Origin of the sequence: Streptococcus oralis subsp. dentisani, from assembly GCF_002096615.1 — a bacterium.
In the GTDB taxonomy this organism is placed as follows: domain Bacteria; phylum Bacillota; class Bacilli; order Lactobacillales; family Streptococcaceae; genus Streptococcus; species Streptococcus oralis_U.
The window spans coordinates 316,516-328,610 of record NZ_NCUX01000033.1; the positions used below are offsets into that span (position 1 = coordinate 316,516).

11 protein-coding genes are annotated in these 12,095 nt (G+C 41.9%); all 11 read left to right on the plus strand.

The genetic code is table 11. From position 1 onward, the window contains the following. Positions 1 to 86 precede the first annotated feature (86 nt). The 11 genes from topA (at position 87) to B7708_RS08800 (ending at position 12,088) form a co-directional block, all read left to right on the plus strand. A complete protein-coding gene (gene topA, locus B7708_RS08750) occupies positions 87 to 2,174 on the plus strand; it encodes a type I DNA topoisomerase (protein ID WP_084975207.1) in 2,088 nt (695 codons plus the stop codon). A gap of 106 nt (positions 2,175 to 2,280) precedes the next feature. Beyond that, a complete protein-coding gene (locus B7708_RS08755; protein WP_084975499.1) occupies positions 2,281 to 2,640 on the plus strand; it encodes a YbaN family protein in 360 nt (119 codons plus the stop codon). A gap of 93 nt (positions 2,641 to 2,733) precedes the next feature. After that, complete coding sequence (locus tag B7708_RS08760) at positions 2,734 to 3,366, plus strand: copper homeostasis protein CutC (protein ID WP_084975209.1); 633 nt, start codon at positions 2,734 to 2,736, stop codon at positions 3,364 to 3,366. A gap of 43 nt (positions 3,367 to 3,409) precedes the next feature. Continuing rightward, complete coding sequence (locus B7708_RS08765; RefSeq protein ID WP_084975211.1) at positions 3,410 to 4,066, plus strand: MmcQ/YjbR family DNA-binding protein; 657 nt, start codon at positions 3,410 to 3,412, stop codon at positions 4,064 to 4,066. Between the two features lie 315 nt (positions 4,067 to 4,381). Beyond that, complete coding sequence (locus B7708_RS08770) at positions 4,382 to 5,944, plus strand: 2-isopropylmalate synthase (RefSeq protein WP_001233209.1); 1,563 nt, start codon at positions 4,382 to 4,384, stop codon at positions 5,942 to 5,944. Between the two features lie 11 nt (positions 5,945 to 5,955). Then, positions 5,956 to 6,993 (plus strand): 3-isopropylmalate dehydrogenase, encoded by a 1,038-nt coding sequence (gene leuB / locus B7708_RS08775; RefSeq protein ID WP_084975213.1) that lies wholly within the window; start codon positions 5,956 to 5,958, stop codon positions 6,991 to 6,993. After that, positions 6,990 to 7,259, plus strand: a complete 270-nt coding sequence (locus B7708_RS08780) for a DUF1294 domain-containing protein (RefSeq protein ID WP_084975215.1) — start codon at positions 6,990 to 6,992, stop codon at positions 7,257 to 7,259. Before leuB ends, B7708_RS08780 begins: the two co-directional genes overlap by 4 nt. Before the next feature lie 3 nt (positions 7,260 to 7,262). Continuing rightward, positions 7,263 to 8,645, plus strand: a complete 1,383-nt coding sequence (leuC, locus tag B7708_RS08785; RefSeq protein WP_084975218.1) for a 3-isopropylmalate dehydratase large subunit — start codon at positions 7,263 to 7,265, stop codon at positions 8,643 to 8,645. 9 nt (positions 8,646 to 8,654) lie between these two features. After that, the gene (gene leuD / locus B7708_RS08790; RefSeq protein WP_084975220.1) at positions 8,655 to 9,248 is read left to right on the plus strand and encodes a 3-isopropylmalate dehydratase small subunit; all 594 of its coding nucleotides are present in this window, start codon (positions 8,655 to 8,657) and stop codon (positions 9,246 to 9,248) included. 25 nt (positions 9,249 to 9,273) lie between these two features. Beyond that, the gene (locus B7708_RS08795) at positions 9,274 to 10,053 is read left to right on the plus strand and encodes an L-threonylcarbamoyladenylate synthase (RefSeq protein ID WP_084975223.1); all 780 of its coding nucleotides are present in this window, start codon (positions 9,274 to 9,276) and stop codon (positions 10,051 to 10,053) included. Positions 10,054 to 10,771: 718 nt separating this feature from the next. Continuing rightward, on the plus strand, positions 10,772 to 12,088 hold the full coding sequence (locus B7708_RS08800) for an SPFH domain-containing protein (protein WP_084975225.1): 1,317 nt from the start codon (positions 10,772 to 10,774) through the stop codon (positions 12,086 to 12,088). Positions 12,089 to 12,095 lie beyond the last annotated feature (7 nt).

Consider the following 12,095-nt stretch of genomic DNA (forward strand, 5'->3'; position numbering starts at 1 on the left):
TTCTATATATAGGAGTTAAGTCTTGACAGCTATAGAAAAATGGTTTACACTTTATAAAGTTTATTACTTTGAAAAGGTGTGATAGTGTGGCTACGGCAACAAAGAAGAAAAAATCAACAGTTAAAAAAAATCTAGTCATCGTGGAGTCGCCTGCCAAGGCGAAAACAATTGAGAAATATCTAGGCAGAAATTATAAGGTTCTAGCTAGTGTCGGACATATTCGTGATTTGAAAAAATCCAGTATGTCAGTTGACATTGAAAATAACTATGAACCGCAGTATATCAATATCCGAGGAAAAGGTCCTCTCATAAATGATTTGAAAAAAGAAGCCAAAAAGGCCAATAAAGTCTTTCTGGCGAGTGACCCGGACCGTGAAGGAGAAGCAATTTCCTGGCATTTGGCCCATATCCTCAATCTGGATGAGAATGATGCCAACCGTGTGGTATTTAATGAAATCACCAAGGATGCAGTTAAAAATGCCTTTAAAGAACCGCGCAAGATTGACATGGACTTGGTCGACGCCCAACAAGCTCGTCGTGTCTTAGACCGCTTGGTAGGGTATTCGATTTCACCAATTTTGTGGAAAAAGGTCAAGAAGGGCTTATCAGCAGGACGCGTACAGTCTGTTGCTCTTAAGCTCATCATTGACCGTGAAAATGAAATCAATGCCTTCCAACCAGAAGAATACTGGACAATTGATGGTATCTTTAAGAAGGGAACCAAACAATTTCAGGCTTCTTTCTATGGTATGAATGGCAAAAAGATGAAATTGACCACCAACGAAGAAGTCAAAGAAGTCTTATCCCATTTGACTAGCAAAGATTTCACAGTAGATCAGGTAGATAAGAAAGAACGCAAACGCAATGCGCCCCTACCTTATACGACTTCAACCATGCAGATGGATGCTGCTAACAAAATCAATTTCCGTACTCGAAAGACTATGATGGTGGCTCAACAGCTCTATGAAGGGATCAATATCGGATCAGGTGTGCAAGGTTTGATTACCTATATGCGTACAGACTCGACTCGTATCAGTCCTGTGGCTCAGAATGAAGCGGCAAGCTACATTAACGACCGTTTTGGTAGCAAGTATTCCAAGCATGGTAGCAAGGTCAAGAATGCCTCAGGTGCTCAAGATGCCCACGAAGCCATTCGTCCATCAAGTGTCTTTAACACACCTGAAAGCATCGCTAAGTACTTGGACAAAGACCAGCTCAAACTTTATACCCTTATCTGGAACCGTTTTGTGGCTAGCCAGATGACAGGCGCTATCTTTGATACCATGGCTGTTAAGCTCTCTCAAAATGGCGTTCAGTTTGCGGCAAATGGAAGTCAAGTTAAGTTTGATGGGTATCTTGCTATTTACAATGACTCTGACAAGAACAAGATGTTACCAGACATGGCTGTTGGAGATGTGGTCAAGCAGGTCAATAGCAAGCCAGAACAACATTTCACCCAACCGCCAGCTCGCTATTCGGAAGCGACGCTTATCAAGACATTGGAAGAAAATGGAGTTGGACGTCCGTCAACCTATGCTCCGACCATTGAAACCATCCAAAAACGTTACTATGTTCGTCTGGCAGCCAAACGTTTTGAACCAACAGAGTTGGGAGAAATTGTCAATAAACTCATTGTTGAATATTTCCCAGATATCGTAAATGTGACCTTCACAGCTGAAATGGAAGGAAAACTGGATGATGTCGAAGTTGGTAAAGAGCAGTGGCAACGGGTCATTGACGCCTTTTACAAACCATTCTCCAAAGAAGTAGCCAAGGCTGAATCTGAAATGGAAAAAATCCAGATCAAGGATGAGCCAGCTGGATTTGACTGTGAAGTTTGTGGAAGTCCGATGGTAATTAAGCTAGGACGTTTTGGTAAATTCTATGCTTGTAGTAATTTCCCAGACTGTCGTCACACACAAGCGATTGTCAAAGAGATTGGAGTCGAGTGTCCAAGCTGTCATCAAGGACAAATCATCGAGCGCAAAACCAAGCGCAATCGTATCTTCTATGGTTGCAATCGCTATCCAGAATGTGAGTTTACTTCCTGGGACAAACCGATTGGCCGTGACTGTCCAAAATGCGGACACTTCCTTGTGGAGAAAAAAGTCCGTGGTGGTGGCAAGCAGGTTGTATGTAGTAATGGCGACTACGAAGAAGAAAAAATTAAATAAAATGCAGAGTTCTGAAAATGAATTTCAGGCTCTTTTTAGTTTAAGCTTGACAAATTTCCTCATTTTGTGGGAAACTAGTAGAAGATTATTTCAATTAGGAGAAGACATGCGTATTATTTACCTAGTTATTGGTTTTATTTCTTTAGCCTTGGCTCTTGTTGGGGTTGCCTTGCCCCTCTTACCAACAACGCCCTTTCTTTTGCTGTCTATCGCTTGCTTTTCAAAATCTTCTAAGCGTTTTGAAGACTGGCTTTATCACACCAAGCTCTATCAGACTTATGTAGCTGATTTTCGGGAAACCAAGTCTATAGCGCGTGAACGCAAGAAAAAAATCATCGTATCTATCTATATCTTGATGGGAATTTCTATTTATTTTGCCCCTCTTTTGCCAGTCAAAATCGGTCTGGGAGCCTTGACCATCTTTATCACCTACTATCTCTTTAAAGTCATTCCTGACAAAGAATAGATAAAAATAGTAGTTATTTGCCTTGATAAAAATGAAAGGATATTTAAAACAATATGATATAATAAATTTAAAGAAAACATCAAGGAGAATCAAATGATTTACGAATTTTGTGCTGAAAATGTGACCCTGCTTGAAAAAGCGATGCAGGCTGGAGCTCGTCGAATCGAACTTTGTGACAATCTAGCAGTTGGTGGGACAACACCAAGCTATGGAGTGACTAAGGCAGCTGTTGAACTGGCAGCTAACTATGATAGCACCATTATGACCATGATTCGTCCCCGTGGTGGCGACTTTGTCTATACTGATCTTGAAATAGCGATTATGCTAGAAGACATTCGTTTGACTGCGCAGGCTGGAAGTCAAGGAGTAGTTTTTGGGGCATTAACTGCTGATAAAAAGTTGGATAAGGCTAATCTTGAGAAGCTGATTGCCGCATCTAAAGGAATGGAAATTGTCTTTCACATGGCCTTTGATGAATTAAGCGATGAAGACCAGTTAGAAGCCATTGACTGGCTCAGCCAAGCCGGTGTCACCCGTATCTTAACTCGTGCTGGTGTGTCTGGAGACTCGCTAGAAAAACGTTTTGCTCATTATCACAGAATTTTGGAACATGCAGCTGGTAAAATTGAAATTCTACCAGGTGGGGGGATTGACTTGGACAACCGTCAAACCTTTATCGAACAGTTGGGAGTGACACAATTGCATGGAACTAAGGTTGTCTTTTAAAAAATAGAAAGGAACTGCTAGCTTTTGGTAGCAGTTTTCACTTATGTTTGAAATTTTTAAATCCTATCAGTTTAATCAAGAGAAGGCACGTGCTTATAGTTTTGTAGAAAATGGGGGAGTCTGGAGCTACAGGTGCCAGATTTTGGATGGAGACTTTGCCATGACTGTGTCCATCACAGCAGATAATGTGAGCTTTCAAGTATTTGACCAGGAAACAGGTGACCTCTACCCTCAAGTCCATATGGAAAGTATGACAGGAAGCTTTGTTGCAAGTGTCCGTGAGGCTTGTTTGGAGATTCTTTACCAGATTCGGAAGGCTTGCTTTGATGTGCAGGATTTTATCTGTCCTCAGACTAAGCGTATCATGGCTCAGGTTCAGGAAAAGTATGGTAATCAGTTGGAGTATCTGTGGGAGAAATCTCCTAATACGGCAGTATTGCGCCATGAGGGCAATCAAAAGTGGTATGCTGTTATGATGAGAATACCTTGGGATAGGCTAGATAAGGGGAGAGAAGGGCTAGTGGAAGCGGTCAATATCAAACACGACCAAGTAGCTGACCTGCTTTCACAAAAGGGAATTTACCCAGCCTTTCATATGAACAAACGCTACTGGCTTAGTCTGGCGCTTGATGATAGTTTGCAAGATGAAGAAGTGATAGAACTCATCGAAAGAAGTTGGAACTTGACAGTGAAAAAATAAGTAAAGTTACTTGAATTTTCAAATACTTTCAATTAGCAAAATATTCTTTACTGAAGAAATTTTCAGAAAATAATGGATTTTTTCTTGACAAGTGTTTTTAGCTATGCTAAAATACTAAACAAGATATCAAACGAAGGAGAAAGTCAAACATGAAAACAGCTAAGTTTAATCAATTTGCTTTGTTGTTGAGGTACTCGGGCTAATGTAAAAGCATTAGTCCTGTTTGGCTTACCAAGCGGGAGTAAATCAACATCTCGCTTGGGTTTCTGAGCGAGATGTTTTTTTTAAAACCACATTTGGAAAAGGGGAAATCTTATGCGTAAAGTTGAATTTTTTGATACAAGCCTTCGTGATGGGGAACAAACACCTGGTGTTAACTTCTCAATAAAGGAAAAAGTTTCCATTGCAAGACAGCTGGAGAAATGGGGAATTTCTGTAATTGAAGCTGGTTTTCCGGCTGCTAGTCCAGATTCATTTATAGCTGTTCAAGAAATTGCTAAAGCCATGAAAAAAACAGCAGTGACAGGATTAGCTCGTTCTGTAAAATCTGATATTGATGCTTGTTATGAGGCTCTTAAGGATGCCAAGTATCCTCAAATTCATGTCTTTATCGCTACCAGTCCGATTCACCGCAAGTATAAGCTCAATAAGAGCAAGGAAGAGATTTTAGAAGCTATCAAGGAACATGTTTCTTATGCACGTTCTAAGTTTGAAATCGTCGAATTCTCTCCTGAAGATGCGACTAGAACAGAGTTGGATTTCCTCTTGCAAGTCGTTCAAACAGCGGTCGATGCAGGTGCATCTTATATCAATATCCCTGACACAGTTGGCTTTACGACTCCAGAAGAGTTTGCACGTATCTTTGATTACTTGACTGAAAATATTAAATCAGATCATAAAGTTGTCTTTGGTGTCCACTGTCACGATGATCTCGGTATGGCAACTGCAAATACTTTGACAGCAATTAAACACGGTGCTGGACGTGTCCAGGGAACTATTAATGGTATCGGTGAACGCGCAGGTAATGTTGCTCTTGAAGAAGTAGCTGTTGCTTTGAAGATTCGTGAGGATTTCTTCCAAGCAACTAGTGATATTGTTTTGGATGAAACAATGAATACGTCTGAAATGGTTTCTCGCTTCTCTGGTATTCCAGTTCCTAAAAATAAGGCTGTCGTTGGTGGCAATGCCTTCTCTCATGAATCGGGCATTCACCAAGATGGAGTCCTTAAAAATCCTCTCACTTATGAGATCATCACACCTGAATTGGTCGGTGTTAAGAGTAATAGCCTTCCACTTGGTAAATTGTCTGGCCGCCATGCCTTTGTTGAGAAACTAAGAGAATTGGCTCTAGACTTTACAGAAGAGGATATCAAACCACTCTTCGCTAAGTTCAAGGCACTGGCTGACAAGAAACAAGAAATCACAGATGCAGATATTCGAGCTCTGGTAGCTGGAACCATGGTTGAAAATCCAGAAGGCTTCCACTTTGATGATTTGCAACTTCAAACCCATGCAGACAATGACATTGAAGCGCTTGTTAGTCTAGCCAACATGGATGGTGAGAAAGTCGAATTCAATGCGACAGGGCAAGGTTCCGTTGAAGCGATCTTTAACGCTATCGATAAGTTCTTTAACCAATCTGTCCGCTTGGTGTCCTATACCATCGATGCGGTAACAGATGGAATCGATGCCCAAGCTCGGGTTTTGGTCACTGTTGAAAACAGAGATACCGAAACCATCTTTAATGCAGCAGGACTCGATTTTGATGTGTTAAAGGCTTCGGCTATTGCTTATATCAATGCCAATACTTTTGTTCAAAAAGAGAATGCAGGTGAGATGGGACATAGCGTTTCCTACCGAGACATGCCTAGTGTGTAAAGGAGAAGGCTATGACAAAGAAAATAGTAGCTCTAGCAGGGGATGGAATCGGTCCAGAAATCATGGAAGCTGGTTTAGCAGTTCTAGAAGCTCTAGCTTCAAAAACAGGTTTTGACTATGAGATAGATAGATGCCCCTTTGGAGGTGCAGGTATTGATGCTGCGGGGCATCCCTTACCTGATGAAACCCTCAAGGCATGTAGAGAAGCAGATGCGATTCTCCTTGCGGCTATCGGTAGTCCTCAGTATGATGGAGCATCGATTCGGCCTGAACAAGGCTTGCTGGCTCTTCGTAAGGAACTCAATCTCTATGCCAATATTCGACCTGTAAAGATTTTTGACAGTCTCAAGCATTTATCACCACTTAAACCAGAACGAATTGCTGGTGTAGACTTTGTCGTGGTACGTGAGTTGATAGGTGGGATTTACTTTGGGGATCATATCCTTGAAGAGCGAAAAGCGCGTGATATCAACGACTACAGCTACGAAGAAGTAGAGCGGATTATTCGCAAGGCATTTGAAATTGCAAGAAATCGGAGAAAACTCGTTACTAGTATCGATAAGCAAAATGTTCTAGCAACATCAAAACTCTGGCGCAGAGTAGCTGAGGAAGTCGCGCAGGATTTCCCAGATGTGACCTTGGAACACCAGTTGGTGGACTCAGCTGCCATGCTCATGATTACCAATCCTGCTAAGTTTGATGTCATCGTGACAGAGAATCTTTTCGGAGATATCTTATCTGATGAATCAAGCGTTCTATCTGGTACGCTTGGAGTCATGCCATCAGCCAGTCATTCTGAAAAGGGGCCAAGTCTTTATGAGCCTATTCATGGTTCAGCGCCTGATATTGCTGGCCAAGGAATTGCCAATCCTATTTCCATGATTTTGTCAGTTGCCATGATGTTGAGAGACAGTTTTGGACGTTATGAGGATGCAGAGTGTATCGAGCGTGCTGTTGAAGCTAGTTTAGCGGTTGGCATTTTAACAAGAGATATTGGAGGGCAGGCTTCGACCAAGGAAATGACAGAAGCCATCATTGAAAGACTATGAAGATAAATGAAGGAATCACGCTTGCCCTCTTGATTTGGAATTTGCTGGTTTTCTTGATTTATGGCATTGACAAATCCAAGGCAAGAAGAGGTGCTTGGCGCATCCCAGAGAAAATCTTACTCATTTTAGCCCTTACTTGTGGTGGTTTTGGTGCATGGTTGGCAGGAATCACCTTTCACCACAAGACTAGAAAATGGTATTTTAAAACAGTTTGGTTTCTCGGGATGGTAATCACACTAGTAGCCTTATATTTTATTTGGAGGTAATGGATGGCAGGAAAATCGATTTTTGATAAATTATGGGACCGCCATGTCATCACAGGAGAAGAAGGGCAGCCTCAACTCATGTATGTGGATCAGCACTATATTCATGAAGTGACCAGTCCCCAAGCTTTTCAAGGACTGCGAGACGCAGGTCGTAGATTGAGACGACCAGACTTGACATTTGGAACTTTTGATCATAATGTTCCGACCGTCAATATCTACGATATTCGAGATGTGATTTCTAAGGCTCAAATTGATAAGCTTGCTGAAAATGTTGAGGAGTTTGGGATTGAACATGCTGCCCACGGTTCTGAAAAGCAGGGCATCGTTCACATGGTTGGTCCAGAAACAGGACGGACCCAACCAGGAAAATTCATCGTCTGTGGAGATAGTCATACAGCTACTCACGGAGCTTTCGGAGCTATTGCTTTTGGAATTGGGACCAGTGAAGTCGAGCATGTTTTTGCTACTCAGACCCTCTGGCAAGTTAAACCTAAGAAAATGTTGGTAGAATTCACTGGTGTTCCTCAAAAAGGAGTTTATTCTAAGGATTACATTCTCGCCTTGATTGCCAAGTACGGCGTTGCTTGTGGTGTTGGCTATGTGGTGGAATATCGTGGGCAAGCGATTGATGCTCTGACCATGGAAGAGCGAATGACCATCTGTAACATGTCCATCGAGTTTGGTTCTAAGATGGGGATCATGAATCCAGATCAGACTACCTATGATTATTTAAAGGGAAGGGAATGTGTTCCAGAGGACTTTGAGGAGGCTGTTGCTGACTGGAAGACCCTTGTCAGCGATGAGGATGCTGTTTATGATAAGGTTATCCGGATGGATGTCTCAGACTTGGCTCCCATGGTGACTTGGGGAACCAATCCTGCTATGGGCGTCGACTTTGACAGTAGTTTTCCAGAAATTAAGGATATGAATGATGAACGAGCTTATCATTACATGAACTTGGAGCCTGGTCAAAAGCCAGCGGATATTGAGCTAGGCTATATTTTTATCGGGTCTTGTACCAATGCTCGGCTCAGCGACTTGCAACTGGCTGCTCGATTTGTTAAAGGGAAGAAAATAGCTCCCAACTTAACTGCTATCGTGGTTCCAGGCTCTCGTCCTGTGAAACGAGCTGCTGAGAAGTTGGGCTTGGATAAGGTTTTCTTAGACGCTGGCTTTGAGTGGCGAGACCCAGGTTGCTCTATGTGCCTGGGGATGAATCCTGACAAGGTCCCTGATGGTGTCCACTGTGCCTCAACCAGTAACCGCAACTTTGAAGACAGACAAGGATTTGGTGCTAAAACCCATCTTTGCAGTCCAGCCATGGCAGCAGCGGCAGCTATCGCAGGGCGTTTCGTAGATGTTCGGCAGATGCCAGAGGCCAAGTAAGGAGAGGATATGGAGAAATTTACAGTTTATACGGGAACGACCGTTCCTCTCATGAATGATAACATCGACACCGACCAAATCCTCCCCAAGCAGTTTCTCAAGTTGATTGATAAGAAAGGCTTTGGTAAGTACCTCATGTATGCTTGGCGTTATCTGGACGACAACTATACTGAGGACCCAGATTTTGTTTTTAACCGACCAGAATACCGCAAATCCAGTATTCTCATCTCAGGGGATAACTTTGGGGCAGGGTCTTCGAGAGAACACGCAGCTTGGGCTCTAGCTGACTATGGTTTTAAGGTCGTGATTGCAGGCTCTTTCGGGGACATTCATTACAATAATGAACTCAATAATGGCATGTTGCCCATTGTTCAGCCTAGAGAGGTTAGAGAGAAACTAGCCGAACTTAAACCTAGCGATCAGGTAACTGTGGACTTGGAACAACAAAAAATCATCTCACCAGTCGGTGAATTCACTTTTGAAATCGATAGCGAATGGAAACACAAGCTTTTAAATGGTTTGGATGATATCGGTATTACTTTGCAGTATGAAGATTTGATTGCTGCCTATGAAAAACAACGACCAACCTACTGGCAGGATTAGAAAAAATAGAAAAGGAAATAGAACTATGACAAAACACATTCAATGGAACGGAACACTTTCACAAGAAGGCTATGACATTTTAAAAGGTGAGGGCGGATGTATCGTTTGCCCTACAAAAGTTGGTTACATTATCATGACTAGCGATAAGGCAGGACTTGAACGCAAATTTGAAGCCAAAGAGCGTAACCGTAACAAACCAGGTGTTGTACTTTGTGGTAGCATGGACGAGCTACGCGCTTTAGCACAACTCAACCCAGAAATTGAAGCCTTCTACCAAAAACATTGGGACGAAGACATTCTTCTCGGTTGTATCCTTCCTTGGAAACCAGAAGCTTTTGAAAAACTCAAAGCATACGGTGATTGTCGTGAAGAACTCATGACAGACGTGCGTGGTACTAGCTGTTTTGTCATTAAGTTTGGTAAAGCTGGTGAACAGTTGGCTGCCAAACTTTGGGAAGAAGGTAAGATGGTTTATGCCTCATCTGCAAACCCATCTGGTAAAGGAAACCGCGGTAAGGTAGAAGGGATCGGTCAACGTATAGAAGGAGCAGTGGACCTTGTCATCGAAGCAGACGACTATGTGGCTTCCATCCAACCTGACAAAACGATTGAAACTCGCTACGAGCAAGGTGTGATGGTCTCTATGGTCGATAAGGACGGAAAGCTCATCCCAGAACAAGGAGGAGACCGTTCAATCTCACCAGCTCCAGTTGTTATCCGCAAAGGGCTTGACATTGATAAAATCATGATGCACCTGTCAGATACCTTTAACTCATGGGACTACCGTCAGGGTGAATATTATTAAGCTGGGTAGATCCTAAACGGCTATCCTTTCACATGTTTTTATATATAGTGATTTCTGAGAATTAATTAGACATAACGAAAACAATCGTCTAAAAATTTTAAAAATTCAGTATAGAACATGCAAAATCCTAGAAAAAAAGGTAAAATAAAGATAGAAATTGGTAACGGTTACATTTTAAAGTGAGTTTGAAGTAAGGTGGTTTATTAGTGGAATTTATCATTAGGAGATCCTGATTTACACAGATTACCATTCGCTTAATGTAACTTATAATATATAAAGACCAAATGGCATTTGAGTGCTTAAAAGTTCAAGGTACTGTTTAAGAGGTTTTACGAATAGTTTGTCTACTGAAAACAAGCTGATAGAACCTCGCCATCATCATATAAATATTAAAATTATCCATTTAACGTCGTTCTTTCGCTTTCTACACTCTCCTTGTTAGCTTGCTGAGAGTTGTAGCTGATGACAGCTAGAATTATACTGTAAGTGGCTCATTTAGACTCCCTTCGCATGTTTTGCTACTTGCAGTCGGGGTTTAAGTGGGCTTTTTTGAGTTATAATTGATTAGTTGTCAACAATATTTTTAATAGTTGATATGCCTAGAATCGCTCATACCAGTAATCACAATGAATGGGAGGTGGAAAGGATTATTTAAATAGGAAGGCGGTAGGCAAGTGAGTTATTAATGGCTCACTGATAAAAAGAAAAGAGGCGCATTATGGGACTTATTAGAGCAGGTGCAGGAGCTGTAGGTGGTTTATTAGCCGATCAATGGAAAGAATTTTTCTATTGTGAGTCTATGGACAAATCTGTCATGGTTGTCAAGGGGCAAAAGCGGGTCTCTGGTCGATCATCCAATACTAAGGGCAGTGATAATATTATTTCCAATGGTTCAGGTATTGCGGTAGCTGATGGTCAGTGTATGATGATTGTTGAGCAAGGTAAGGTTGTAGAAGTTTGTGCCGAACCAGGTGAGTTCACTTATGATACCTCCAGCGAACCAAGTATTTTTACAGGAAATCTTGGAAATTCTATCAAGGATACTTTCAAACAAATTGGGAAACGTTTCACTTATGGTGGCGATACTGGCAAAGATCAGCGTGTGTATTATTTTAATACAAAAGAATTAATTGATAATAAATTCGGTACACCGAACCCAATTCCATTTCGTGTGGTAGATTCTAAGATTGGTTTAGACCTTGACGTTTCTGTTCGATGCTCAGGGGTTTATTCTTATAAGATCGTTGACCCGCTTTTGTTTTATACAAATGTTTGTGGAAATGTTGAAAGAGAGTATTTGCGTGAAGAAATTGACTCACAGTTGAAAACTGAATTTATCAGCGCCTTGCAACCTTCATTTGCTAAGTTATCTGATATGGAATTGAGACCGAATCAAATTGTCAGTCACAATACAGAATTAGAAAATGCCCTCAATGAAACTCTCTCAGAAAAATGGGGTCAACTTCGTGGTCTTAAAGTCATTAGCATTGCACTCGGTTCTGTTACTATCACAGAAGAAGATGCGGACATGATCAAGCAGGCTCAACGTACTGCTATTATGAAAGATCCGACTATGGCGGCCGCAACCTTAGTTGGTGCACAGGCAGACGCTATGAAGGCAGCCGCAAGTAATGAAGCAGGAGCTATGACTGGCTTTATGGGCTTTGGCATGGCAGCCAATGCAGGCGGTGGCATGAATGCACAAAATCTCTTTGCTATGGGACAAGAACAGGTTGCTAACCAAGCGCAAACAGAAAATCAAGCACCACCAAGCACTCCGAATGTCAATAAGTGGATCTGTCCAAATGGCCATGAGGCTATGGGGAAGTTCTGCCCAGAGTGTGGCAGTCCGAAACCAGTGGACAATAGCTGGACTTGTTCATGTGGCACGGTAAATACAGGTAAATTCTGTTCAAATTGTGGCAGTCCAAAACCGATAGTTCATCAGGAAAAACATTGTAGTAACTGTGGTTGGAAAGTTCCAGATTCTGGCCAGGCACCAAAATTCTGTCCTGAATGCGGGTCAACGTTTTAGAACAAGA

What these genes read in the sequence shown, in the direction of transcription:
- B7708_RS08755 (WP_084975499.1), top strand. Translation starts at nt 2,281, where the DNA reads ATGCGTATTATTTACCTAGTTATTGGTTTTATTTCTTTAGCCTTGGCT.
- B7708_RS08760 (WP_084975209.1), top strand. Translation starts at nt 2,734, where the DNA reads ATGATTTACGAATTTTGTGCTGAAAATGTGACCCTGCTTGAAAAAGCG.
- B7708_RS08765 (WP_084975211.1), top strand. Translation starts at nt 3,410, where the DNA reads ATGTTTGAAATTTTTAAATCCTATCAGTTTAATCAAGAGAAGGCACGT.
- B7708_RS08770 (WP_001233209.1), top strand. Translation starts at nt 4,382, where the DNA reads ATGCGTAAAGTTGAATTTTTTGATACAAGCCTTCGTGATGGGGAACAA.
- leuB (WP_084975213.1), top strand. Translation starts at nt 5,956, where the DNA reads ATGACAAAGAAAATAGTAGCTCTAGCAGGGGATGGAATCGGTCCAGAA.
- B7708_RS08780 (WP_084975215.1), top strand. Translation starts at nt 6,990, where the DNA reads ATGAAGATAAATGAAGGAATCACGCTTGCCCTCTTGATTTGGAATTTG.
- leuC (WP_084975218.1), top strand. Translation starts at nt 7,263, where the DNA reads ATGGCAGGAAAATCGATTTTTGATAAATTATGGGACCGCCATGTCATC.
- leuD (WP_084975220.1), top strand. Translation starts at nt 8,655, where the DNA reads ATGGAGAAATTTACAGTTTATACGGGAACGACCGTTCCTCTCATGAAT.
- B7708_RS08795 (WP_084975223.1), top strand. Translation starts at nt 9,274, where the DNA reads ATGACAAAACACATTCAATGGAACGGAACACTTTCACAAGAAGGCTAT.
- B7708_RS08800 (WP_084975225.1), top strand. Translation starts at nt 10,772, where the DNA reads ATGGGACTTATTAGAGCAGGTGCAGGAGCTGTAGGTGGTTTATTAGCC.